The sequence below is a fragment of the Bordetella sp. N genome (assembly GCF_001433395.1).
GTDB lineage: Bacteria > Pseudomonadota > Gammaproteobacteria > Burkholderiales > Burkholderiaceae_B > Bordetella_C.
The window spans coordinates 5547374-5570976 of record NZ_CP013111.1 but is presented as its reverse complement, the minus strand read 5'-3'; the positions used below and the strand labels follow the sequence as shown (position 1 = coordinate 5570976).

Annotated in this window: 22 protein-coding genes; 8 read left to right on the top strand and 14 right to left on the bottom strand. The window is 65.8% G+C overall.

Annotation, left to right across the window (positions count from 1 at the left end; translation table 11 throughout):
- Positions 1-38: 38 nt before the first annotated feature.
- A complete protein-coding gene (locus ASB57_RS24095; protein ID WP_057654478.1) occupies positions 39-1595 on the top strand; it encodes a PLP-dependent aminotransferase family protein in 1557 nt (518 codons plus the stop codon).
- Here ASB57_RS24095 and ASB57_RS24090 read toward each other — a convergent pair.
- Genes ASB57_RS24090 through ASB57_RS24080 form a run of 3 tightly spaced genes read right to left on the bottom strand, consistent with a single transcriptional unit; the run spans position 1580 to position 6202 of the window.
- Complete coding sequence (locus ASB57_RS24090; protein ID WP_057654477.1) at positions 1580-4123, bottom strand: branched-chain amino acid ABC transporter ATP-binding protein/permease; 2544 nt, start codon at positions 4121-4123, stop codon at positions 1580-1582. The two genes, ASB57_RS24095 and ASB57_RS24090, sit on opposite strands and share 16 nt — an antisense overlap.
- A complete protein-coding gene (locus ASB57_RS24085) occupies positions 4120-4998 on the bottom strand; it encodes a branched-chain amino acid ABC transporter permease (RefSeq protein WP_057654476.1) in 879 nt (292 codons plus the stop codon). Before ASB57_RS24085 ends, ASB57_RS24090 begins: the two co-directional genes overlap by 4 nt.
- 19 nt (positions 4999-5017) lie before the next feature.
- Positions 5018-6202, bottom strand: coding sequence for an ABC transporter substrate-binding protein (locus ASB57_RS24080; RefSeq protein WP_057654475.1), 1185 nt, complete (start codon positions 6200-6202; stop codon positions 5018-5020).
- A 59-nt stretch (positions 6203-6261) separates the two neighbouring features.
- Here ASB57_RS24080 and ASB57_RS24075 point away from each other — a divergent pair, with 59 nt between their 5' ends.
- The 5 genes from ASB57_RS24075 to ASB57_RS24055 are packed head-to-tail and all read left to right on the top strand — an operon-like array spanning position 6262 to position 9868.
- The gene (locus tag ASB57_RS24075; protein WP_156414253.1) at positions 6262-6510 is read left to right on the top strand and encodes a hypothetical protein; all 249 of its coding nucleotides are present in this window, start codon (positions 6262-6264) and stop codon (positions 6508-6510) included.
- Complete coding sequence (locus ASB57_RS24070; protein ID WP_057654473.1) at positions 6503-6973, top strand: nuclear transport factor 2 family protein; 471 nt, start codon at positions 6503-6505, stop codon at positions 6971-6973. Before ASB57_RS24075 ends, ASB57_RS24070 begins: the two co-directional genes overlap by 8 nt.
- Positions 6974-6984: 11 nt before the next feature.
- Positions 6985-7908 (top strand): polysaccharide deacetylase family protein, encoded by a 924-nt coding sequence (locus tag ASB57_RS24065; RefSeq protein WP_057654472.1) that lies wholly within the window; start codon positions 6985-6987, stop codon positions 7906-7908.
- Positions 7905-9110 (top strand): amidase, encoded by a 1206-nt coding sequence (locus ASB57_RS24060; RefSeq protein WP_057654471.1) that lies wholly within the window; start codon positions 7905-7907, stop codon positions 9108-9110. Before ASB57_RS24065 ends, ASB57_RS24060 begins: the two co-directional genes overlap by 4 nt.
- The gene (locus tag ASB57_RS24055; RefSeq protein ID WP_057654470.1) at positions 9107-9868 is read left to right on the top strand and encodes a GntR family transcriptional regulator; all 762 of its coding nucleotides are present in this window, start codon (positions 9107-9109) and stop codon (positions 9866-9868) included. Before ASB57_RS24060 ends, ASB57_RS24055 begins: the two co-directional genes overlap by 4 nt.
- A gap of 13 nt (positions 9869-9881) precedes the next feature.
- Here ASB57_RS24055 and ASB57_RS24050 read toward each other — a convergent pair whose 3' ends face one another.
- Positions 9882-11006 (bottom strand): diguanylate cyclase domain-containing protein, encoded by a 1125-nt coding sequence (locus ASB57_RS24050; RefSeq protein ID WP_369822880.1) that lies wholly within the window; start codon positions 11004-11006, stop codon positions 9882-9884.
- 368 nt (positions 11007-11374) lie between these two features.
- Between ASB57_RS24050 and ASB57_RS24045 the strand changes: the two genes are divergently transcribed.
- On the top strand, positions 11375-13051 hold the full coding sequence (locus ASB57_RS24045) for a thiamine pyrophosphate-binding protein (RefSeq protein ID WP_057654469.1): 1677 nt from the start codon (positions 11375-11377) through the stop codon (positions 13049-13051).
- 193 nt (positions 13052-13244) lie between these two features.
- Here ASB57_RS24045 and ASB57_RS24040 read toward each other — a convergent pair whose 3' ends face one another.
- Positions 13245-14177, bottom strand: coding sequence for a LysR family transcriptional regulator (locus ASB57_RS24040; protein ID WP_057654468.1), 933 nt, complete (start codon positions 14175-14177; stop codon positions 13245-13247).
- A gap of 193 nt (positions 14178-14370) precedes the next feature.
- Here ASB57_RS24040 and ASB57_RS31180 point away from each other — a divergent pair, with 193 nt between their 5' ends.
- A complete protein-coding gene (locus ASB57_RS31180; RefSeq protein ID WP_057654467.1) occupies positions 14371-15390 on the top strand; it encodes a LysR family transcriptional regulator in 1020 nt (339 codons plus the stop codon).
- Here the strand turns inward: ASB57_RS31180 and ASB57_RS24030 are convergent.
- From ASB57_RS24030 to ASB57_RS23990, 9 genes are all read right to left on the bottom strand, one after another.
- Positions 15338-16108 (bottom strand): amino acid ABC transporter ATP-binding protein, encoded by a 771-nt coding sequence (locus ASB57_RS24030; RefSeq protein ID WP_057654466.1) that lies wholly within the window; start codon positions 16106-16108, stop codon positions 15338-15340. The genes ASB57_RS31180 and ASB57_RS24030 overlap by 53 nt on opposite strands.
- 16 nt (positions 16109-16124) lie before the next feature.
- Positions 16125-16970, bottom strand: a complete 846-nt coding sequence (locus tag ASB57_RS24025; RefSeq protein ID WP_231755233.1) for an amino acid ABC transporter permease — start codon at positions 16968-16970, stop codon at positions 16125-16127.
- A gap of 50 nt (positions 16971-17020) precedes the next feature.
- Positions 17021-17767 (bottom strand): amino acid ABC transporter permease, encoded by a 747-nt coding sequence (locus ASB57_RS24020; RefSeq protein ID WP_057654465.1) that lies wholly within the window; start codon positions 17765-17767, stop codon positions 17021-17023.
- A 37-nt stretch (positions 17768-17804) separates the two neighbouring features.
- Complete coding sequence (locus ASB57_RS24015; protein ID WP_231755232.1) at positions 17805-18590, bottom strand: transporter substrate-binding domain-containing protein; 786 nt, start codon at positions 18588-18590, stop codon at positions 17805-17807.
- A 137-nt stretch (positions 18591-18727) separates the two neighbouring features.
- Positions 18728-19900 (bottom strand): N-methyl-L-tryptophan oxidase, encoded by a 1173-nt coding sequence (gene solA, locus ASB57_RS24010; protein WP_057654464.1) that lies wholly within the window; start codon positions 19898-19900, stop codon positions 18728-18730.
- Positions 19901-20057: 157 nt separating this feature from the next.
- Positions 20058-21242: an acetylornithine deacetylase gene (argE, locus tag ASB57_RS24005; RefSeq protein WP_057654463.1), complete on the bottom strand. Its 1185-nt coding sequence runs from the start codon at positions 21240-21242 to the stop codon at positions 20058-20060.
- 12 nt (positions 21243-21254) lie between these two features.
- On the bottom strand, positions 21255-22220 hold the full coding sequence (locus tag ASB57_RS24000; RefSeq protein WP_057654462.1) for a LysR substrate-binding domain-containing protein: 966 nt from the start codon (positions 22218-22220) through the stop codon (positions 21255-21257).
- 119 nt (positions 22221-22339) lie between these two features.
- Complete coding sequence (locus ASB57_RS23995; RefSeq protein ID WP_057654461.1) at positions 22340-23011, bottom strand: DUF1028 domain-containing protein; 672 nt, start codon at positions 23009-23011, stop codon at positions 22340-22342.
- Between the two features lie 19 nt (positions 23012-23030).
- A complete protein-coding gene (locus tag ASB57_RS23990; RefSeq protein WP_057654460.1) occupies positions 23031-23444 on the bottom strand; it encodes a RidA family protein in 414 nt (137 codons plus the stop codon).
- Positions 23445-23603 lie beyond the last annotated feature (159 nt).

Here is a 23603-nt window from a genome sequence, read left to right as displayed (position 1 = left end):
CGCCCGCATGCCGCGGGCCGTAGCTGGATGGCACTCGCATGGGAAGAACGGTCAAGGCTGTGGAACTGCCGGTATTGGCGCCGCTGGATCGCGGCGCCGGCCAGCTGGGCCGCCAACTGGCGCTGCAACTGCGCGCCGCCATACGTAAAGGCGCCATGCGCCCCGGTGAAGCCTTGCCCTCCACCCGCGTGCTCGCCACCGCCCTGGGCGTGGCGCGCGGCACGGTGGTGGAAGCGTTCGAGCAACTGGTCGCCGAAGGCTTCCTGGAAGCCAGAAGCGGCGCGGGCACGGTGGTTTCCAGCGCGCTGGCCGACACCGCGAAACGCCCGGGCCGATCCGCCCCGGCGGCGCCCACCACCAAAACGTCTCGCGCGGCCTCTACACCGCTACCACCGCTGCGGCCACTGCCCGCGCCGGCGCTGCGCTACGCCGCCATCACGCAGGCCATGCAGCCCGTCCCCAATGTGCCCTTCGCGGTCTCCGTGCCGCTGGGCGCGACGGCGCCGGACGATACCTGGCGCAAGATCGGCAACCGGGTGCGCGCATCGCGCAGCGGCGCGCCTTCCGGCTATTCGGACCCGCAAGGCCTGCGCGCGCTGCGCGTGGCCATCGCGGAATATGCAAGACGGGCCCGCTCGGTCCGCTGCGACGCCGACCAGATCATCATCACGGCCGGCACGCAGCAGGGCCTGCATCTTGCCTGCCAGGTCTTGCTGGAAACGCAGGATCAGGCCTGGGTGGAAGACCCCGCCTATCTGGGCATCACGTCGATACTGGCGGCCAACGGTCCTCCGGAGCGCGTGGCGCGCATCCCCGTGGACGATGAAGGCATGCGGGTGGAGGAAGGCTTGCGCAAGGCGCCCGATGCCCGCGTGGCTTTCGTCACGCCTTCGCACCAATATCCGCTGGGCATGCCCATGAGCATGGCGCGGCGCGAAGCGCTGCTCCAATGGGCGCGCGCGCGCAACGCCTGGATCGTCGAGGACGATTACGACAGCGAAATGCGTTATGCCGGCCATCCCTTCCCCGCGCTGCAGGGACTGGACAGCCAGCGCGTCATCTACCTGGGCACGTTCAGCAAGATCCTGTTCCCGTCCCTGCGCCTGGGCTATCTGATCGCGCCGCCAGACCTGGTACCGGCGTTCTGCGGGGCGCGCATCCTGATGGACCGCCTGGCGCCGACGGCCGAACAGCATGTGCTGGCCGCGTTTATCGCGGAAGGGCATCTGGACCGGCACATCCGGCGCGTGCGCAGCGCCTATGCGGAAAGCCGGTCCTTCCTGATCGCCTTGCTGGAAAAGCACCTGCCAGCGCGGCTGGCCACGCTGCAGGCCGGCGACCAGGGCATGCATCTGGTCTTGTGGCTGGCTGACCGCCTGCGTGACGTCGACGTCGTGCGCGCGGCCGGCGCTCAAGGCATCTCCGCCAGGGCGCTGTCGCCCACCTATGCCGGCGGCGGGGCCGACGCGCCCGTCAGGCAGGGCTTGATCCTGGGCTTCGGCGGCTACCCCGAAGCCGACGTCACGGCCGCCGTGCTAAGGCTGGCCGCGATCATCGAACAGCAGGCCGGGCGCCCAGATCAGGCGTGCAGATAGGCGTTCGCCAAGGCGTCGTCGGCGGCGATCTCGGCCGACGTGCCTTGCGCCACGACACGACCGCTTTCCAGGACGTAGGCACGGTCGGCCAGCGCCAAAGCCAGGCCGGCCATCTGATCCACCAGCAGTATGGTCATGTTCTCCGCGCGCAACCGGTCCAGGGACGTGAACAACTCGGCGATGACCTTGGGCGCCAGGCCCAGGGACGGTTCGTCCAGTAGCAAGACCCGCGGACGGCTCATCAAACCGCGCGCCACGGCCAGCATCTGCTGCTCGCCGCCGGACAGCAGGCCGGCGCGCTGATGCAGGCGTTCACGCAGGCGCGGGAAGCGTTCCAGCATGTCCTGCACACGCGCCTCCAGGCCATCCTGATGCAGGAAGCCGCCCAGGCGCAGGTTGTCAAGCACCGACAGCTCGGGGAAGACCTGACGGCCCTCGGGGACCAGCACCAGACCCATGCCCACCACGGTCTCGGCAGGCGCGCCTTCGATGGTGTTGCCGTCGACGTGCATGGCGCCGGACTGGCTCGCATGCAGGCCCGACAAGGTCCGCATCAAAGTGGACTTGCCCGCGCCATTTGCCCCCAGCAGGGCCACCATCTCGCCCTCGCGCACTTGCAGGCTGATGCCATGCAGTACCGGTTCCGCGCCGTACCCGGCCACCAGGTCGGCGACCCCCAGCAATTCCGCGCCGGGTGTACGTGGCGCGGCGGCGGCCTGACCCGTACCCAGCTGCCCGTCCAGCGATTCGCCCAGATAGGCCTGCTTCACGGCGGGATCGCTCTGGATCTCGGCGGGCGTGCCCACGGCCAGGCGACGGCCCGCATCCAGCACCACCAGCTGATCGGAAATCGCCATCACCAGGGTCATGTCGTGCTCGACGATGGCCACGCCGATACCCGCGTCGGCGATGCGGCGCAGCAGCGCGGCCAGCATGCTCTTGTCTTCCCGCGAAAGACCGGCGGCGGGCTCGTCCAGCAACAGCACGTCGGGATCGGTGGCCAGGGCCCGCGCGATCTCGACCAGGCGGCGGTCCACGTGCGCCAGGTCGCCGGCCGGCAAGCTCGGCGCCCCACGATAGCCGCAATAGGCCAGCAGGGCCCGGGCGCGCGCCAGGGACTGTTCGCCTTGCGGCGCACGCGCCGCCAGCAAGCCGCCCAGGCGGCCACGGCCCATGGCCAGCACCACGTTGTCCTCGACGCTGAGCGATCCGAACAGCTGCGAGGTCTGATACGTGCGGGCCACGCCTGCACGCGCGATGCGGAAGGCCGACTGCCCGGTAAGCGCGCGTTCGCCCAGCAGCACGTCGCCGGCCGAAGGCAGATAGAAGCCGCTCAACATGTTCAGCGCCGTGGTCTTGCCCGCGCCGTTGGGGCCGATCAAACTGGTGACCGCGCCAGCGGGCACCTGCATGGACAGCTCGCTGACGGCACGGACGCCGCCGAAGGTGATGCCCAGATCGCGCGCCGACAGCATGGCGCGCGCACGCTGAGTCAGTTCGACATCCAGGGCGCCGGCAGCGGCAACGGTAGCGGTTGCGGCATTCGCCTCGGCAATCGCACTGGCGATCGCATTGACACTGAGGGGCCGGGCGCGCGCCGCGCTCAGGCGGCCCATCACCTGGCGCCACAAGCCCACCAGGCCATCGGGCGCCACCCACAGCACCACCAACAGCAAGGCGCCGAAGAACAGCAGGCGATAGTCTTCCAGCGAAGCCAGCACTTCCGGCAAAGCGCCCACGATCAGCGCGCCGATGACCGGCCCGGCCACCGTACCCGCGCCGCCCAGCACCACCACCAGCACGAACAGGATGGACTGCATGAAGTTGAAGGTGTCCGGCGTGACGAAGCCCGACAGCGGACCGAACAGACCGCCAGCCAGCCCGGCCACCGCGGCGGACAAGGTGAACGCTACGGTCTTGATCACCAGGGGATTGATGCCGATGGACTGCGCGGCCGTCTCGCTGTCCTTGACCGCGCGCATGGCGGCGCCCCAGGCGCCGCGTGACAGCCGCGCATAGCCGGCCAGCACCACCGCCGTGGCGAGCACGGCCAGCACCGTGATGGTCTGTTCCGGACTCCAGCCCGCCACCAGTTGCGGCGGCAACACGCCCATGATGCCGCTCTGGCCGCCGGTGATGCCGCCCATCTCGATGACGGCATGCTGCACGATGAAGCTGAAGGCAATGGTGAGCATCGCCAGGTAAGGCCCCTTGACCCGCAATGCCGGCAAGGCCAGCAAGGCGCCCAGGGCGGCTGAAAGCAGAGTGCCGACGGCCCAGGCGGGCCAGAAGCTCCACCCGGCCTTGGTGGTGAGGACGGCCACGGCATAGGCGCCGATGGCATAGAAGCCGACGTGACCGAAGGACACCTGGCCGGTCAGCCCGAGCAGTACGTTGAGGCCGATGCCCACCAGCGCCAGCAGGACGATCTGGGCCAGCACGAAGACGTAATAGCTGTTCAGCGTGAACGCCAGCGCCAGCACCGTGGCCGCGGCGGCCAGGCCGAACAGGAGAGATTTGGATTTCATACTTTCTTGACCTCCGCGCGGCCGAACAGGCCGTTGGGCCGCATCGCCAGCACCACGATGACCAGGAGGAAGGTGATGATCTGGGTATAGCCGGAACCCAGCGTGACCGTGACGAGGGCTTCCGCCACGCCGAAGATCAAGCCGGCGAACATGACACCCCAGGCGCTGGAGATGCCGCCCAGGATGGCCACGGCAAAAGCCTTGAGGCCGAACAAGGTGCCCATGTCGGCATTGACGTTGAACAGCGGCGCGATCAGGATGCCCGCGACGCCGGCCAGCAAGGTGGACAGCGCGAAGGCGGCGGCCACCGCGCGTCTGATGGGTATGCCCATCAGACGCGCGGCATCGCGATTCTGCGCCACGGCCAGCAAGGCCGTGCCCCAGCGCGTGCGGCGCCCCACCAGATGCAGCGCGGCTGCCAGCGCGAAGCCCACCAGCGGAATCAGCACTTGCAGCGGATACACGCCCAGGCCCAGGCCGCCGATTTCGATGGGCGACAACGCCAGCGGCGAAGGCAGACTGCGCGGCTCCTTGCCGAAGGTGTGCATGACCACGTTGTCCAGCACGATGCCCAGCGCCACGGTGGACATCAGCCAGGCGTTGGAACCCCGCGAGGCGAAGGGCCGCACCGCGAAGAACTCGACCAACAAACCATACAGCGCGCAGCAAGCCAGCGCCGCCACGATGGCCGGCGCCGTGCCCCATCCCAGGGTCTGCGCGAAGGTGAAGCACAGCACCGCGCCGAGCATCATCGAGCTGCCTTGCGCGAAGTTCACCGTCCCCGAGACGGCATGGGTGACATGAAAGCCCAGGGCTGTCAGGGCATACATGCTGCCCAGGCCCAGGCCGCTGATGAGGGCTGCCAACAACTGCATGGAATGTCCGCCTTTTCTCTTACTTGGTCATGCCGACGGGCAGGATGCGGTTGTCGATGAACTGCGCCCAGATGTAGTCCTGCGCGCCCAGCGCGTCATGCTGCGTGGGCGAGTAGGGATGCTTGTACGACTTGATCAGGCCGTCGTAGCTGTCGATCTGCTCGTAGCCCTGGCGGATGGCGTCGCCGTCAGTGGAGCCGGCCTTGGCGATGGCCAGCGCCGTCAGCTGCATGGCGTCATAAGCGTTGGCCACGCCCACGGCCGGCGTGATGTTCTCCGGGCCCTTCACATCGGGATACTTGGCCTTCATCGCGGCGATGACCTTCTCGCCCACCGGCGACTGCTTGCCGAAGAAGCTGTAGGTCTGCACGAAGTGGACTTCCTTGGCGTTGGGGCCGGCCAGTTCCGTGAAGCGGCCACCCGCGGGACCCCAGTGCGACACGACCGGCACTTTCCAGGACATGCGGTCGAGCGACTTCACCACCTGGGCCGAGGGACCCACGTTGCCGACCAGCAGCAGCGTATCGGCGCCGGCGGCCTTCAGGCGGCTGAGTTGCGGCACCACGTCGACCGCGGTGTCGTCGAACTTCTCGCTGCCCACCGGCTGCAGACCCTTGGCGGTCAGCGCGGCGACGATGCCCTTCTGATTCGATTCACCCCAGGGATTGTTGACCATGATCAGGCCGAACTTGGCGCTCTTGAAGGTCTTCTGGGCGTAGTCGACCATGCCGGCGTCGACCTGTTCGTCCATCGCCGACACGCGGAACACGAAGTTTGGATTCGCGCCGTTCTTGGTGATCGGCGTGCCCGCGGCCCACGGGCCCATGAAAGGCACTTTGGCCTGATTCATCAGAGGCACGATGGCCATGGAAACCGGCGTGTCCAGGCCACCGAAGACCACGGCGGCCTTTTCCTTGTAGATCAGTTCGCGCGCCGCCGTCACGCCCTTGGCGGGATTGGCTTCGTCGTCGCGGCGGACCAGTTCCAGCTTGCGGCCGCCCAGCAGTCCGCCCTTGGCGTTGATCTCGTCGATGGCCACCTGCATGCCGCGCGTGATCGCTTCGCCGGCCAAGGCCGATTGCCCCGACAAGGCAGTGATGAGGCCGATCTTGATGGGTTCGGCGGCCTGCGCGGTGACGCCCAGGCTGGCGCAGGCCACGGCGAGGATGGAGCAGGCGAAGGTGCGGCGAGAAAGACGCGACATGGAGTTCTCCCGAGGGTGTCGTCGTGCGAATGAAAGGGATGTTTGCATCGGTGTTTGCCTTGAAACCCAAAGCAAAACCCATGCCAAGTTTGTTTTCTTTGCCGCAAATCTGGCACGGACTTTGCTTTGCTCTCTCTATGTTTTTGTCGTCAATGATAGATATTTATTGCCGGCAATTTATCGAACTTATGCAGCAGAAAATCAGTGCGACGGGAGGCCGGACGATGGAGACGGCCTGCCCGGCCAGATCGAAGCGGCGCAACGCGCGCACCAAGGTGGCGCAGAAAATGGGAGAAAACGATGCATGAAGCACCAATCCAGGACACAGGCAGCGGTACCGACGATCCTGGCGCCATCGTCGACACCTACCTGACCATATTGATGAAGCCGGACCCCGACGGCGCGCGGCGCTATGTCGCGCCCGACTTGCGCATCCGCTTCACCGGCGGGCGCGCCATGCGTGATCCGGCGGAATGCGCCGCCTTCAACAAGTCGCGCTATGCCTGGGTGAAGAAGCGCTTCGAGGCCACCGAGGTCGTGGCAGGCGCCACGCCGGCGCATGCCGTGGTCTACAACCGCGGCACCCTGTACGGCGAGTGGCTGGACGGCACGCCCTTCGAAGGCAATCGCTACGTCGACCGCTACGTGGTGCAACACGGGCTCATCACCCAGATGGATGTCTGGAACGACAGCGCCGAGTGGTTGCTGATACAGGCCGGCATGGTGCCGCCGCTGCCCACCGATCCGGCGACGGGCGCGGACGCACAATGAGAAGCCTGGAAATGCGCGACATCGCAACACCGGACTTCAGTCCGCTGGCCACGCATGGCCGCTTCGACTATTCACCCATCCACCAGCGTCCTGACTATGTGTGGCCCAACGGCGCCAGGCTGGCCGTATACCTGGGCTACAACATCGAGCATTTCGCCTTCGGCGAGGGACTGGGCGCCCGGCTGGGCGTGCATCTGGGCGAACCGGATGTGCTCAATCACACCTGGCGCGAGTACGGCAATCGCGTCGGCGCCTGGCGCTGCCTGGAGCTGTTCGACAGCTTGCGCCTGCCGACCGGCGCGGTCATCAACACCGCCTTGCTGGACCATTGCCCCGAGCTGGTCGAAGCCTGCGTGGCGCGCGGCGACGAACTGATCGCGCACGGCCACAGCAATGCCGTCCACCAGGGCGGCTACGACGAAGCCAAAGAACGCGCGCTGCTGGTCCATTGCGCCGACACCCTGGAGCGCATCAGCGGCAAGCGCCCGGCCGGCTGGCTGTCGCCCTGGATCGCCGAGTCGCGGCTGACACCCGACCTGCTGGCGGAGACGGGCTATCGCTACACGCTCAACTGGGCCCATGACGACCAGCCCACCGTGATGCGCACGCGCGACGGCACGCCCTTGTGGGCCGTGCCCTATCCGCAGGAAGTCAACGACATCCCCATGATCGTGGCGCGCCATATGGACGGCAAGGATTTCGCCCAGCTGATCATCGACAACTTCGACGAGATGCTCGAACAGTCGCAACGGCAGCCGCTGGTCATGGGCATTGCCCTGCATCCCTATCTGGTGGGCCAGCCCTATCGGCTGCGCCACTTGCGCCGGGCCCTGGCGCACATCGCCGCGCATCGCGACAGCGGCGATGTCTGGTTCACGACGCCGGGCGCGATCTGCGAACACGCCGCGGCACAGAATGGAAACTTGAAGCGATGACACTGCCTTTCGACGATACCGTCAGCGCCTGGGTGCCGAACGGACACTTCAGCCTGCCCCCCACCGGCACCGGCCCGCTCGACGGACTGGGCTTCGCCGCCAAGGATCTCTACGACGTGGCGGGACACCCCACGGGCGCGGGCAATCCTGACTGGCTGCGCACACACGCGCCCGCCAGCCACACCAATCCCCTGGTGGCCAGCCTGATGCGGGCCGGCGCAACGCTGCACGGCAAGGTGATCACCGACGAGCTGGCCTACAGCATCCAGGGCGAGAACGCGCACTACGGCACGCCGCGCAACACGCGCGCGCCCGACCGGGTGCCGGGCGGCTCATCGAGCGGATCGGCCGCCGCGGTGGCGGCAGGCCTGGTCGACTTCGCGCTGGGCACGGACACTGGCGGCTCCACGCGGGTGCCCGCCAGCTATTGCGGCTTGTGGGGCTTGCGCACCACGCATGGCCTGTTGAGCGCTGAACACGTGGTGCCACTGTCGCCCATGTTCGACACCATGACCTGGCTCGCCGCGCGCGCCGACGTGTTCGAACGGGTCGGCGCCGTGTTGCTGGATTCGGCCCATGACATCGCCTGGCGCGAAGCCATCGTGCTGACCGACGCCGGCGCCGAAGCCGATGCGGCCTTCGCGCCGTTGATCGCGTCCGTGGGCGAAGCATTGCGGGCCGATGGTCTGGCCTTGACGCAGGCGCCGACGTCCACCACCGACCTGGAGACGTGGCGCCGTACCTATATCACCGTGTCGGCCCACGATGCGTGGCGCACGCATCAGGACTGGATCACGCGGACACAGCCGGACTTCGGCCCCGCCATCGCCGGACGCTGGCAGGCGGCGGCCAAGGTCAGCGACGCCGAGGTGGCCGAGGCTGCCGCCGTGCAGGCCCGCTTGCGGGCGGAAGTACGCGCCCTGCTGGGCGAGGATCGTGTGGCCGTGCTGCCGTCGGCTTCCAGCGCGGCGATCGCGCGCACGGCCGACCCGGCCGCCGTGGACGGCATCCGCGCCCAGACCTTCCGCATCACGTCGATCGCAGGCCTGGCGGGCTTGCCGCAGGTGAACATTCCCTTCATCGGTGGCGACGGACTGCCGGCTGGCGTATCCTTGCTGGGGCCCGCCGGCAGCGATCTGCAATTGATACGGCTGGCCATTTCCATCGGCAAACGGCTACACGCCCTGGGCACTGACGCATGAAAAAAGCAGTACACCCGACTTCCGCCACGGCCGCGCCGGTCCGTGGCCGCCCCAAGGTACGGCCCGCGGCGCTGGTCACGGAAGAAAGCACCGAAGACGCCGAAACGCGCATCTACCAATCGGTGGTGAGCGGCGTCATGAGCCAGCGGCTGACTCCGGGCACCAAGCTGCCCGAGGCGGCGCTGTGCGAACTGTTCAGCGTCGGCCGCACGGTCGTGCAGAAAGCCCTGCAAAGGCTGGCCCATGATCACGTGGTGGAGCTGCGCCCCAATCGCGGCGCCATCGTGGCCATGCCCACCCGCGAGGAAGTCGACAAACTGTTCGAGGCCAGGCGCGTTCTTGAAGCCGCCATCCTGCCGCTGGTGGCCAGGTCCGCCACCAAGGCCGACTTCGCCATGCTGCGGCGGCAGTTGCGCCAGGAACACCAGGCCATGCACAGCGCCCCGCAAACCGAATGGGCGCGCCTGGCCAGCACGTTTCACCTGACCCTGGGCGAGCTGTCGGGCAACCCGCTGCTGGCGCGCTACCTGACGGAAATCATCTCGCGCTGCGCGCTGGTGGTGGCGATTTTCCAGCCACCCGGCAATGCCGCCTGCGAGCATGACGAGCACGCGCGCGTGGTGGACTATCTGGAGCAGGGCAAGGTCAAGGAAGCCGTGGCCGAGATGGACGCGCACCTGCGCGATCTCGAATCCCATATCCAGCTGATCGAGGACCAGACCGAACTCAGCCTGGCCGACATGCTGGGGCTGAGCTAAGACCGGGGCCGCTTCAGGCCACGGTTTCGGGTTTGCCCACGGCCGTGCCTGAATAGGCCGCTTCCAGGCGGTTGCCGCCCAGGGACTTGGCGCAGTACAAGGCCTGGTCGGCGGCGGCCAGGATGTCGATCAGGTCGGGCACCTTGTTTTCATAGCGGGCCACGCCAACGCTTACCGTGGCCCGCAAACCCATGCCGGCGGCGCCGGTGGAGATGGTCTCGGCGAAATACCGGCGAACGGTTTCGCCCAGGGATTCGGCGCGCAGGGCGTCATGGCCCACCAGCAAGGCGGCGAATTCCTCGCCGCCGATGCGCGCCAGCACGATCTTGTGGCCCAGCACGCTCTGGGCGATTTCGGCAAAAGACTTCAAGACCTGGTCGCCGGTCTTGTGGCCGTACAGATCGTTGATGCCCTTGAACTGGTCCAGGTCGAAGGCCAGCACGGCCACGGGCCCGCGCCCGTCGCGCCGGCCGATGACCCGCATGCCTTCTTCAAAGAACCAGCGCCGGTTGCCCAGGCGCGTCAGATAGTCGGTGAGCGACTCGCGCAACAGATGGCCGTGGCTTTCCTCGCGGATGAGCTTGAGCAGCGTCATCGGCAGGAGCACCGAGTACAGCACACCTTCATAGAGCGTGATCTTGCCCGCGATGGGCTGGACCAGCGGCCCGTAGGCAAGCACCAGCCAGGGCAGGATGATGGCCCTGAACAGATACAGCACCGTATGGATGCCCGTCACCAGCACGACGATCTGGCGCGCATGCAAGCGCTCCATGCCTTCACAGCGGAGCATCTCGCGCATCGTCAGGCCGCTGGCGACGGCAATGGGGAAGGCGCTGACATAGGCCCACACCACGTCCTGCCAGCGGGGGCCGCCCCCCACCCAGATCAGGGCCATGATGGCCAGCAGCCCCAGCGAAAAAGCCCGGTACCGGCGCCCGCTGAGGGCGGCGACGCCATTAAGGATGAGCAGATAGCCGCTGAGGAACAGCAGATTGGAGACCAGCGCGCCGCCGATGCCCGGCAGTTCCTTGCGGAACATCACCGCCACGCAGCCCAGCGCGAGCGTGACATAACCCGCCGCCAGGATCCGTAGTTCCTTGCCGCGCTTGGGATTGGTTTTGCCCTCCCAGACCGTCATGCCGGCGCTGGCTAACAGGGTTCCGATGGCTAGAAGATAAAGAGTGAGGAGATCCACTTACATCGCAGACGTAAAAGCGTTGTGCCGTTATCTACCCGGCAGCTTGGGCTGCATTTTACGGGCTTAATTCGCGGTTAGCTGACTAGAAGCCGAAAGCATAACCTTTCTTTTTGCAGCACCGTTGGCGCCTCGCCACGCTCCGCCGGGTGACGCTTAACGGCACCCCGAGGGCCAAACTTAAGCCCTGCATTGCGTTTAGCGAAAAGCAGGTCTGCGCCGGCGCCCTATCTGGCCGCGAGGGTCCTCTGACATACTGCGGCGCCTGAGCGCGGCATGCGTTTTCAGAATCACGATGTTGAGAGCCCCCTATGACTGCTAACGAAAACCAGGCCGCGCGTAACGGCGGCCAGATCCTCGTCGAGGCCCTGCGCCGCAATCAGGTCGACACGGTCTACTGCGTGCCCGGCGAAAGCTATCTGCCCGTACTCGATGCCCTGGCGGACCACGCCAGCATCCGCACCATCGTCACGCGCCACGAAGGCGCGGCGTCCAATATGGCGGATGGCTACGGCAAGGTGACCGGCCGCCCCGGCATCGCTTTCGTCACGCGCGGTCCCGGCGCCACCCATGCCGCCAACGGCGTGCATACGGCGCGCCAGGATTCGACCCCGATGATCCTGTTCGTCGGCCAGGTGGCTTCCAACACCAAGGAGCGCGAGGGCTTCCAGGAGGTCGATTACCGCCAGATGTTCGGCGGCCTGGCCAAGTGGGCCACCGAAATCGAACACATCGAACGTATCCCCGAAATCGTCAGCCGGGCCTTCGCCGTGGCCATGTCCGGCCGCAAGGGGCCGGTCGTGGTCGCACTGCCCGAGGACGTGCTGTTCGGCCTGGCTGAGATCGCCGATATCCCGGCGGTACGCGTTGCCGAAGCCGCGCCGGAGCCGCAGGCCGCCCAGGAGCTGGCCGCGCTGTTGGCCAAGGCGCAGCGCCCGCTGGTGATCGTCGGTGGCACGGGCTGGACCGCGCAGGCACAAGCCGACTTGCGCCGTTTCGCCACGGCGCACAACCTGCCGGTGGCCGCGTCCTTCCGCCGCCAGGACGTGCTGGATAACCGCGACAGCCTCTATGTCGGCCAGTTGGGCCTGGGCGCGTCGCCCGCGCTGTCCAAGACCCTGGCCGACGCCGACCTGCTGATCGTCCTGGGCAGCCGCCTGTCCGAGGTCACGTCGGGCGCCTATGAACTGGTGCGCAGCCCGCAACCGACCCAGCAGCTGGTGCACGTGCATGCGGATCCCGAAGAGATCGGCCGCGTGTACCGCGCCGACCTGCCGGTCAACGCGTCGGTCGCCAACGCGGTGGCGTCCTTCGCCACGCTGCCGGAAACGGCTGCCGGCGGACGCCCGTGGGACGCCTGGACCCGCGCCGCCCGCACGGCCTATGAAGCCCACAATGCCCCGGTCAAGCGCGGCGCGGAGCAGCGCGGCGTCGAACTGTCGTCCGTGGTCGCGCATCTGTCGAACACCCTGCCTGACGACGCCATCATCACCAACGGCGCGGGCAACTACACGGTATGGGTGCATCGCTTCTTCCGCTACAAGAAACTGGGCACGGAACTGGCGCCGACCAACGGCGCGATGGGCTACGGACTGCCGGCCGCCATCGCCGCCAAGCTGGCGCGGCCCGACAGCACCGTGGTGTGTTTCGCCGGTGACGGCTGCTTCATGATGTACCCGCAGGAACTGGCCACGGCGGCGCAGTTCGGCGCCGCGGTCATCGTGGTGGTGGTCAACAACGGCATGCTGGGCACCATCCGCATGCATCAGGAGCGTGAGTACCCGGGGCGCGTTTCCGGCACCGCGTTGATGAACCCCGACTTCCAGGTCTTCGCGCAGTCCTTCGGTGCCTATGCCGAGCGCATCGAACACGAAAGCGAGTTCCCCGCCGCGTTCGAACGCGCCCGCGCGTCGGGCCGCCCGGCCCTGCTGGAACTGGTCACCGACCCGCTACAGATCACGCCTGCGGCGCGTTTGGAAAAGGTGTAAGGGAGGATCCTCGCCGAAACTGGCCGCCATCGCGTGCAAAGAGCAGTAGTTAATGAAGGGGGGCCAGTGGCCCCCCTTCATGGACATCGGCCCTGGGCATCACGAGCAGGGGCGATAGCCAAAAGGGGGGCCGATGGGGGGCCCCCCATCATTAAAAAATCTCTCTGAAAACTGCGCGGACGCAGGCCGGTGGTCAATCCACCGCCAAGCGAGCGCCTGGCCACTCCCCACTGGCCACCAACCCGGTCACCACTTCCCTTATCGCGCTACTAAAGGACCAAAGCGTCGAAGGCTCCTGCTCCGTCCGCCCCAGCACCAGGCAGATACAACGCTCCGCGTCCTCCCCAGGCAAGGGAAAGCCCCGCAACTTCCCCAAGGCGATATCGTCCGCCACGGACGCCAACGGCAGCACCGTACACCCACACCCCTTGTGCACCAACGTGGCGGTAATGGCCGTGGAGCTGTCGCTCTCCAGGGCCAGTTCCACCTTGTGGCCACGCCGCGCGGCCATGGCTTCGACGAACATGCGCAAGCCATGGTGGGTACTGGGCAGGATCAACGGCACGCCTTCCAGCCCGCGCTGGTCCACGCGCTCCTGCGTCATGGGATAGTTCACCGGCGTCACCAGATACAGCCTTTCGTGCAGCAGGGGCTCGTAAAGCATGCTGCCGGGATGCTCGGGCCGGTACAGGATGGCGACATCGGCAACACCCGCCTGCAGGTTCGCCAGCAGCGTGTTGGCCAGGCCTTCGGTGAAATGCAGCCGGCTGTGCGGAAACCGCTTGCGCAGCACGTGAAACAGGTCGCCAAAGACCGTGCGCGCGATGGTCGGCTGCGCCGCGATATTGATACGCGCCGGCCCCAGCCCCGCATGGGTCGAGATGGCCGTCTGCGCCGCGGCCAGCGTATCGCGCACCTGCTCCGCATAGGTCAGCAGTGCCGCGCCTTGCGCGGTGACCGACACACCCCGTCCGTGGCGATGGAACAGCCGCACGCCCAGCGTCTTTTCCAGCTGCGTGATGCGCCGGCTGACACTGGACGCGTCCACGCCGCCGGCCAGCGCGGCGCTGGAGAAACTGCCCGTCTCGGCGACGAGCGCGAAAACGGCCAGATCATCCGAATTCATGTGTATGGGGTTCCAGCGTCCAGGTGGGACGACAAACGAGCGTTACCGCCACGGGAAGGCCGCGACTATCCTGCTCCAGCACCGCCCGAACCGCCTGCGCTCAGGCCGGCAAACCCGGGATTTACCCTGGAAGGGACCCCGAGCGCCATCACTATCGGGTAAAACTCATGGCACCGACGCCCGCACACGATACATGAAACCGCTACCGCTCATCGACATGCACGCATTGCGCGTCTTCTTGATCGCCGCGCAGGAACGCAATATGTCGACCGCCGCGACGCGGCTGCAAATCAGCCAGTCGGCCGTCTCGCAGACCATACGAAGTCTGGAAAACCAGCTCGGCGCGATCCTGGTCAACCGCACGGAACGGCCTCTGTCCCTGACCCCCGCCGGCCAGGTGCTGGCGGATCGGGGCGTCGCCTTGCTCGACGGCGTACTGGACCTTGCCAACGCCGTCGCCGAAAGGGCCAAGGGCGTAAACCCCAGCATCCGCCTGGGCGTGGTCGATTCCTTCGCGGCAACGTGCGGCGCGCGCCTGGCCCGGGCGCTGGCCGCCAGGACCACCCGCCTGGCCGTGCGCACGGGCCTGACGCCGGCGCTGGACCAGCAGCTGCTGGCGCGCGAACTAGACCTGGTCATCTCGTCGGAATTCCTTGGCGAAAACCCCGCCATCGCCAGCTATCCCTTGTTCACCGAATCATTCGTCGCGATCGTTCCCACGCCATTTCATCAAGGCCAGGCCACCGTCGCCGCGTTACGCCAGCTGACGGCGGGCTTGCCGCTGATCCGCTTCAACGCCGAGTCGCATATCGGCCAGCAGATCGACGAAGTCGTCAGGCGGCACCAGATCAAGTCGCCCAGCCTGCTGGAATTCGAAACCGCCGACACGCTCACCGCCATGGTGTCCGAGGGCCTGGGCTGGGCGCTGACCACGCCCTTGTGCGTGCTGCAGGCGGAGCATCTTTGCCGCGGCGTCAGCTTCTCGTATGTGGACGAACTGCAGGCATCGCGCACCTTGTACCTGCTGGCGCGCGCTGACCAACACGAAGGCTTCGTCGCTGACACCCTGCACTTATGCCGGGAGCTACTGGCGTCCGAACTGCTCCCGCGCCTGGAAAAGCTCGATCCGCGCCTTGCGGCCTGCATCAGCGTGCACCACGCTACAACACCTGCGCCAGAAAGCGCCGGGTTCGCTCATCGAGCGGCGCCGTGAAGAATGCCGCGGGCGTGGCATGCTCGACCACGACGCCCCCATCCATGAAGTGGACATAGTCGGCGACTTCGCGCGCGAACGCCATTTCGTGCGTCACCAACAGGCAGGTCATGCCCTCTTCCGCCAGTTCGCGTATGGTCACCAGCACTTCCTTCACCATTTCAGGATCCAGCGCCGCGGTCACTTCATCGAAAAGCATGATCTCCGGCCGCATGGCCAATGACCTGGCAATGGCCACGCGCTGCTGCTGGCCACCCGATAGTTGTCCCGGATAGCTGTTTTCCTTGCCGGACAAACGCACTTTCTCCAGAAGGGCCCTGGCCCGCGCCTCGACCTCGTGCTTCGGCTCGCCCAGCACCTGCACCGGCGCCATCATCACATTCTGCAGCGCGGTCTTGTGAGGGAACAGGTTGTACTGCTGGAAGACCATGCCCACCTTGCGCCGCAAGGCCAGCTTGTCGAGCTTGGGATCGGTCACTTCCAGGCCGCCCACCCGCAATGTGCCGCCATCCAGGGCAACCAGCGCGTTGATGCAGCGTATGAGCGTGGACTTGCCGGAGCCGGACGGCCCGATGATGCACGCCACCTCGCCCTTCATCACGTCCAGGCTGATGCCTTTCAGCACCTCTACCGCGCCGAATGATTTGCGCACGTCGAGCAACTGGACGATGGGTTTGTCTGGCGTCCAGGGAAAGGTCGCGACGGAAGATTCGCCCATGCTTGGGTCTGCCTGTTCAATGAACATGGAAACGCCGCTCCAGTCTGGCTGTCAACCGATCGATAGGGTAGCAATACAGGAAAAAGCATATCAGCGCGAAGCCATACAAAGGCGCGAACAGCGCGGGACGGCTCCCCTCCGACGAGTGCACGTCGGCCGTCAGCGTGAGCATTTCCGAAACGCCCACGATGGAAGCCTCCACCGTCGCCATGGTGACCAGCGCGTACAGATTCATCCAGGGCGGCGTCATGCGCTTCACGCACTGGGGCAGGATGATGCGCCAGAAGATCCGCCTGGGTGAAAAAGCCAGTGACTCCGCCGCCTCCCATTGCGTGACCGGTACCGACAGCACCGCGCCGCGCACGATCTCCGCGACGTTGGCCATCACCGGCAGCGCGAAGCCCACGGTCGCCTTGATCCAGTCGGGCAAGGGAATACGCAATCCCGCTATCGTGATCTGATAAGGCACCAGGAACATGACGCAGAACAGGAGCACCAGCCAGGGTGCGTTGCGGAAAAATTGCGTGGTGACCCAGGACCCTCGCTGCAATGCCCGATTGTTCGACAACAATCCTACGCCCAGGCCCAGCCCGGCCACGGTGCCCAGCAGCATGGCGATCAGCGAAATCAGGATGTTGAAGGCGAAGCCCTGCAACAGCAGCGGCGACCATTTAAGAATCACGTCCAGGGGCGGGAGCTGGTCGGCGTGGGTCTGCGCCCAGGCCGAGCCGGCCACCAGCACGCCTGCCACGCCTGCCACGCGCAATACGCGCATTGAGCCGGGACCGGCAGCGTAGCGGGTGCGCTTGATTTCGAACGGCAGCAGCACGGCGAACGGCGCCGGCGTTGGCGTTGATTCCACGGCGGCGGTTGGCTTGGTGGCACATGTGCCATGGCTAAGGTCTTGCGCCGTCATCGCCCATACCCCGGAATACGCAGCATGCGTTCCCATCCATGCATGATCAGGACCAGGATGCCCACCAGCACGCCATAGGTAATGAACAACACCAGCATCATCTCCAGTACATTCTGCGACTCCCCCCAGATCTGCTTCACTTCGTAAAGCGTTTCAGGCACCGCGATCGCATAGGCCAGCGTCGTGGTCTTGACGAGATTCACCAGGTTGTTGTTCAAGGCGGGCAGGCACACCCGCAGCGCCAGCGGCAGGATGACGTGGACGTAGGCTTTGAAACGCGTGTAGCCCAGGGCCTCGGCGGCTTCGACACTGGTCTTTGGAATGGCCTCGATGCCGGAGCGGAAGATCTCGACATTGAACGCGCCCGCGAACAGCGACAGGGAGATGATGGCCCACTGCACATTGCTGATGATGGGCAGCCGCATGCCATCGGCCCCCTGGCTGGCTGGCAGGATCGCGCCTATGCCGAAGTAGAAGAAAAATATCTGCACCAGCGGCGGCGTATTGCGGAACACCACGACGAACACATGCACCGCATTACGCGCCAGACGTGACGGCGCGCTCTGCAACAAGGCGCCGAGCGCGCCGATCACCAGACTGAGAACGATGGTGACGATGCACAGCAGCACCGTGGTCGCCAACCCGCCCAGATAGCGATGCCAGTCGTAAGGGTCGTAGAAGACCGTGAAGTTCAGCCCGGTCGTCTCGTACAGGTGATGAAACCACCCTGCGATGAAGTCCATGCGGCAATCCCCAGATGGTCGGCCGTGGTGAGCGGAGTCACTTGGCGGGCGCCGCCATCTGGTCATGCATCGCGCGTGCGTATTCGGTCGGCGTGATACCGAACTTCTTTTCCTCGGCCATGATCAGGCCGCTCTTCATCCAGTCCTTGGTGGCGCCTTCCAGGAAAGTCTTCAAGGTATCGTTGCCCGGTGCCACGGCCATGATCCAGCGCGTTGGCAACACGCCCTTCAAGGGCATGGCGTAAGCGCCGCTCCAGTCGGCTTCGAGCAGACGGCCCTGGATGAACGTCTGGTCGTAGACATAGCCCACGCAATTGCCCTGCTTGAGCGCCAGCAGCGGCTTCTCAGATCCATCGAACGCGGAGAGTTCGGCACCATAGGTGCGGGCGACATCCTTGTTGTACCAGGACCCCGAGGTAGCGCACAGTGTCTTGCCCTTGAGATCCGCCCAATCGCCTATCTTGCTCGACTTCGGCAGCAGCACATTGACGAAGTCGGAGTAGTACGGCGGGTCTATTGCCTGCACGACCTTGCGCCGCTCCGGCGTGTCGGACATCGTCGCCAGCAGGACGTCGATCTTTCCCTGCTGCAGGAATTCGATGCGGTTCGACGCCACGACGGGAACGAGCTCAAGCTTCACACCCAGACGCTTGGCCAGGTCCGCGGCCAGGTCGGGCTCTATGCCGATGACCGCGCCTTCGGGCGACCGGAAACCGAACGGCTTGTAATCGGCCTTCACCCCGACAACCAGGGTGCCTCGCTTCTTGATACCGTCGACGCCTTCCGCCGCCATGGCCGCATTGAGCACACCGGCGAGTGCCATCGAAACAAAAACTCCGCGCAGGAACGATTTCATCATCACTACCCCTTGTAGATTGGATGCGCCTGGATTGCACGCTTTTATGTACTCCGCGCGGTCCCATCGGCGCCGCGCGGGTTCAATCGAGTCTTGGACTTCGCTTACTGGAACCGCGCCATGGAGAACGGCGCAAGATCGATATCGCTACGGCTTTCCACCACCTGCTGCGCCACCGCCTCGCCGATGCCGGCGGAATGTTTGAAGCCGTGTCCCGAGCAGGCGGAGATGACGGTGATACGGTCATGCTCCGGATGGCGGTCGATGATGAAGCGGCGGTCGGGCGTAACGGTATAAAGGCAGGCGGCCGCCTTCGCCACGCGCGCGGTAACACCCGCCAGACGGCCGCGGACATTGGCCTCGTACATCGCCGCGGATTCTTCCGGCGCGACCTCGCGATTGATGGTGTAAGGCGTCGTACTGGTGGCGTACTGCTCCGTCGCGACTTTCAGGCGCGGATCTCCCGCTGCGGGCGGGAAGCCATAAAAATAGTCGGTTTCCTGCTCGCCGTGCATCCAGATAAACACGGGGGACGAGGCCGGCTGCCAGGCGCTCATGTCTTCGATTTCGTACCAGTGCAGCAGTTGGCGAGTGACCGTCAGAAGGCGTTCGAACGCCCCTCCGAGGAGGCTGGCGCACCAGCTGCCGGCGGCCACCACGACCTGGTCGGCGACTATCGTGCCCTGATCGGTGACGATGCGCACCTGGCCCGCTGTCTGCTCGACGCTCTGCACCACGGTATTGCTGCGGATCTCCGCGCCCAGCGCTTGCGCGCGAATGAGCTGGGCTTCCATGCATGCCTCCGGGCGCACATAACCGCCGCCCGGCTCGAAGCAGGCCCATTCCCGCCCGGACAGCCCGGTAAATTGGGGAAAACGCCGCGCAATGGCGGCGCTGTCGATGACCTCGTGCGGAATATCGAAAGCTTCAGCGCTGCTGATCGACCGCGCGACGAAATCCGGCATCCCATGATGCAGCGCCTTGTTATCGCGCGGCGACATGATCAGCGTGCCGCAGCTATTGAACAGCGACATTCCGGTGGCGGCCTCCAGTTCGCGCCAGATCCGGTGCGATGCCAGCACCAGCGGCACGTAGTCCGGCCCCTCGCCGACGGCCTGCCGGGTGATTCGCGTTTCGCCGTGGCTGGAGCCCAGCGTGTGCGGCGCCGTGTAGCGCTCGATGCCGACGGCCTTTACGCCGCGCTTCGCAAGCTGGTACAGGGTCGCGCTGCCCATGGCGCCCAGACCGATGACTGCAACATCTACCCGCGTTTCCATTTGATGCCATGCCTCGTGGTGGTTGACACCGCAAAGGCTATGGCTGCATCACGCGCGCCGTCAATGACAGGCCCTCATGATGAAGTAAAACTGATTTGAAGCATCAAACATGCTTATGGTGCAGCCAGGGCCAGAGTCAAGGGGGCAGCAGCGCCGTTCAGAGCAGATAAGCCGTCAAATTCTTCAGCATCGCGTCGCAGGCGTCGAGCTGGGCAACTTCGACGTATTCATCGGCCTTGTGGGCCACCTCGATGCTGCCGGGGCCGCACACCAGCACGGCCGTGTCGCGCCATTGGCGCTGGAACAGGCCGCCCTCCGTGCCGAACGCCACCTTGGTCAGGCCGGTGCCCTCGGGCAGCCAGGAAGACAGCAGCTGCACGCCAGGGGAATCGTCGGCGGTCGTCAGGCCAGGATAGGCATTGACCAGCTCCACCGCGGGCGGCGGCGCGTCCGGCAAGGTCTGGAATTCAGCCTGAGACTCCCGCATCCGCGTCTGCGTCCGTGCCAGCACCCGGGCGAGGATATGCGTCGGGTCATCTTCAGCCACGTTGCGTATCTCGAAACTGACTTCGCACTTCTCGGGGACGATGTTCAGCGCGGCGCCGCCCTTGATGGTGCCGGCGTGCACCGTCGTGTAAGGGATCGCATAGCCTTCTTCGCGGGGCCCGTCCTCCGCCAGTTCGCGCTGCACCTCGCGCAAGGCCGACACCAGATCGGCCGCCGTATGGATGGCATTGAAGAAACGCGGCGCCAGCCCCGAATGACCCGCCTGGCCGCAACACAGCGCCCGGTAGGCCGCCTTGCCTTTGTGGCCGGTGCCGATCTTCATCAGCGTGGGTTCGCCCACCACGCACAGGGTGGGGGCGGGCTTCATGTGTTCCAGCGCGCGGATCAGGTGGCGCACCCCCACGCAGCCGATCTCCTCGTCGAAAGACAAGGCGATATGCAGTGGCCGCTTCAAGGGCAGGTCCGCGGCGCGCACCATGGCCATGACGGCGCAGGCCACGAACCCCTTCATGTCCGCGCTGCCGCGGCCATAGACGCGGCCGTCGCGCTCCGTCGCGGCGAAGGGCGGGACCGTCCAGGGTTGGCCCTCGACGGGCACCACGTCGGTATGGCCGGACAGGACGACACCGGGCACATCCTTGGGACCGACCGTGGCGAACAGATTGCAGCGGCTGGCGTCGTCAGGGTCGGCGACCACCTGGGCCTCGATGCCGACTTCGGCCAGGATCGCTTTCACGCGCTCGATAAGACCCTGGTTAGGCGTCAACGTCACCGAAGGGAAGACGAGCAGTTCGCGCAGCAGCGCCAGGCTGGTTTGGGGCAGGGGTGTGCTCATGGGAATAGGGCCTCAGGGCTCGGGCAGCGGAACGTAGGGATCGAAGAAGCTGCCCTCGCTCATGCCGGGTATGTATTGATCCGAGATATACGCGCGGCAGCGTTGCATGAACACTTCCGTCAAGCGCGACGGCTTCATGGGTTTGTAGGTGGTAAGCCCCAGCAGCATCGGCCGGTGCTCGCCCACCAGACGCAATCGCACCAGGCGCTTGCCGTCCAGCGACTGCGTCGATTTCGGCCGCACGTTGAACAAGGCATAGCCGATGCCGTTGGCGACCATGGAACGCACCACTTCCTCGGAACGGGAGCGGGCGACGATATTGGGTTCCAGGCCATGCTTGGCGAACAGGGACATGAAGTAGTCCCGGCTCAGGGGCAGGTCCAGCAAGACCATGGGCAGTTGCGCCAGCTCATCCAGGGTCACGGCGATCTGTTGCGCCAGAGGATGCAGTTCGCTGACCACGACGTGCGGCGGCAGATGCGCAAGCGCTTCGAACGAAATTTCGTCGCCCAGACGCAAGTCATAGGTCAGCGCGATGTCGATCTCCAGCGTATGCAGCTTCTCGATCAGCAATTGCTGGTCGCCTTCGACCATGTGCAGGTCGACTTTCTCGAACGCCCGCGAAAAACCGAAGATGACCTCCGGCGCGATCATGGCCGCCAGCGACTGGAAGCAGCCCACGCGCAAAGTGCCCTGGATGGCATTGCTGGAAACCGAGGCGATCTCGTAGAGCCGGGAGGCACGCTCAAGCAGGTCCTCGCATTCGCGCATGACCTGTTGGCCAAGCACGGTAAGCGCCAGTCCCTTGGAAGGATGTCGCACGAACAGCTGCACATCGAGTTCCGTTTCGACGTGAGCAATGGCCGCCGAAATCGACGGCGCCGAGATATGGATTTGAGCGGAAGCCGCGGCGATACTACCGTGCTTGGCCGTGGCGACGAAGTACTCCATCTGTCGCAGCGAGATGCGATTGAGCATAGTCCGGGGAGAGAGAACGGGATCTGGCAAAGTGTATCCACTATGTCCCGATTAAGGGGCGCGCCGCCCCCCGGGTTTTCTCGCACGTCGGCCTCGCGCTTCGAACTCACGCGCCACGCTCACAGGTTGCCCGGCACGCCGAAGCTGGGCGCCGTCGTCGGATTCCTCGCCCGTGTGATGTAGTCCTGCACTTGCGGCTCATACACCTTCCACGCTTCGTACAAGGTTTCGACCGGGCAAGACTCCACCCAATCCATGCGCAGGTCGACTATGGGCCAATCCAGCTCACCCACCACCAACAGCCCGGCGGAGTGCACAGGCCCTTCTTCGCCGCCGGCCGCCTGGCCAGCCAGCAGGGCCTGCATCAGGCGTTCGGCCAAGGAACCCTGAGCCCGCTCGAACGCGGACAGCATCGCGGTCGGCACGTCCAGGGTCGCCAGCATATTGCCGGCGCAGCTGGCATGCTCACCCTTCGCGCTGGCCAGGCGGCCCAGTGCGTCCGAGCCGGTGAAGACCGCCGGCGCATGGGTCGCGTCGATGGCCATCAGCTGGCGATAACTCAGATAGGGACGCGCTTGCAGGGACGCGAGTGCGGCATCAGGCGTAAGGCCTGCGGCCAGCGCGTCGAGGATGGCGGGCCCCAGGGCGGGGTCGGTGATGTTCTGGCTGACGGCCGCGCCGACACCGGCGCGCGCACGGATGCAGCGCGCCGCGACGGCCGGCGATGACGACGATACCGCCGCGCCGAACTGGCCCGACGTCGGGCAACGCGCAATGATCGAGAAAGTCATTACCTGGCCTCGGTTTCAGTCAATCGGGAATAACCGCAGTCGCGTCGATCTCCACCACCCATTCCGGGCGCGCCAGGGCCGACACCACGATGCCCGTGGACACCGGGAACACCCCCTTGAGCCATTTGCCCACCACCCGGTAGACCGGCTCGCGGTAGCGCGGATCGATGATGTAGATCGTGATCTTGCAGATATGCTCCAGCTCGCCGCCGGCTTCACGCAGCAGCATGTCGATGTTCTTCATGGCCTGCTCGGCCTGGCCGGCGGCGTCACCGATGCAGACGCTTTCGGAGGTGTCCAGATTCTGGCCGATCTGCCCGCGCAGGAAGACGGTGCTGCCACGCGCGACAACCGCCTGGCACAGATCGTTGTCCAGGCTCTGCTCGGGATAGGTCGCTTTGGTATTGAAGGTGCGGATGCGGGTGTGTTTCATGGCTCTTCGATGAACTAGGGGTTTATCCGGAGGCCCTGGTAGGAAGCACAGGCGGCAAGGCCTTTGAACGCCCGCTGATGGTCGGTCCATCCCCCGCTCGCGCCTATTTGTTTTTTCCGGTGTCCCGTCTCGGAAATTCCGACGCGGGCCCGTCCGATG

Coding starts and splice junctions, on each gene's coding strand:
- ASB57_RS24095 (WP_057654478.1), top strand. CDS start 39: ATGGGAAGAACGGTCAAGGCTGTGGAACTGCCGGTATTGGCGCCGCTG.
- ASB57_RS23995 (WP_057654461.1), bottom strand. CDS start 23,011: ATGACTTTCTCGATCATTGCGCGTTGCCCGACGTCGGGCCAGTTCGGC.
- ASB57_RS24045 (WP_057654469.1), top strand. CDS start 11,375: ATGACTGCTAACGAAAACCAGGCCGCGCGTAACGGCGGCCAGATCCTC.
- ASB57_RS24080 (WP_057654475.1), bottom strand. CDS start 6,202: ATGTCGCGTCTTTCTCGCCGCACCTTCGCCTGCTCCATCCTCGCCGTG.
- ASB57_RS31180 (WP_057654467.1), top strand. CDS start 14,371: ATGAAACCGCTACCGCTCATCGACATGCACGCATTGCGCGTCTTCTTG.
- ASB57_RS24065 (WP_057654472.1), top strand. CDS start 6,985: ATGCGCGACATCGCAACACCGGACTTCAGTCCGCTGGCCACGCATGGC.
- ASB57_RS24085 (WP_057654476.1), bottom strand. CDS start 4,998: ATGCAGTTGTTGGCAGCCCTCATCAGCGGCCTGGGCCTGGGCAGCATG.
- ASB57_RS24060 (WP_057654471.1), top strand. CDS start 7,905: ATGACACTGCCTTTCGACGATACCGTCAGCGCCTGGGTGCCGAACGGA.
- ASB57_RS24015 (WP_231755232.1), bottom strand. CDS start 18,590: ATGGCACTCGCCGGTGTGCTCAATGCGGCCATGGCGGCGGAAGGCGTC.
- ASB57_RS23990 (WP_057654460.1), bottom strand. CDS start 23,444: ATGAAACACACCCGCATCCGCACCTTCAATACCAAAGCGACCTATCCC.
- ASB57_RS24040 (WP_057654468.1), bottom strand. CDS start 14,177: ATGAATTCGGATGATCTGGCCGTTTTCGCGCTCGTCGCCGAGACGGGC.
- ASB57_RS24000 (WP_057654462.1), bottom strand. CDS start 22,220: ATGCTCAATCGCATCTCGCTGCGACAGATGGAGTACTTCGTCGCCACG.
- ASB57_RS24020 (WP_057654465.1), bottom strand. CDS start 17,767: ATGGACTTCATCGCAGGGTGGTTTCATCACCTGTACGAGACGACCGGG.
- solA (WP_057654464.1), bottom strand. CDS start 19,900: ATGGAAACGCGGGTAGATGTTGCAGTCATCGGTCTGGGCGCCATGGGC.
- ASB57_RS24050 (WP_369822880.1), bottom strand. CDS start 11,006: ATGACGGTCTGGGAGGGCAAAACCAATCCCAAGCGCGGCAAGGAACTA.
- argE (WP_057654463.1), bottom strand. CDS start 21,242: ATGAGCACACCCCTGCCCCAAACCAGCCTGGCGCTGCTGCGCGAACTG.
- ASB57_RS24070 (WP_057654473.1), top strand. CDS start 6,503: ATGCATGAAGCACCAATCCAGGACACAGGCAGCGGTACCGACGATCCT.
- ASB57_RS24090 (WP_057654477.1), bottom strand. CDS start 4,123: ATGAAATCCAAATCTCTCCTGTTCGGCCTGGCCGCCGCGGCCACGGTG.
- ASB57_RS24055 (WP_057654470.1), top strand. CDS start 9,107: ATGAAAAAAGCAGTACACCCGACTTCCGCCACGGCCGCGCCGGTCCGT.
- ASB57_RS24030 (WP_057654466.1), bottom strand. CDS start 16,108: ATGGGCGAATCTTCCGTCGCGACCTTTCCCTGGACGCCAGACAAACCC.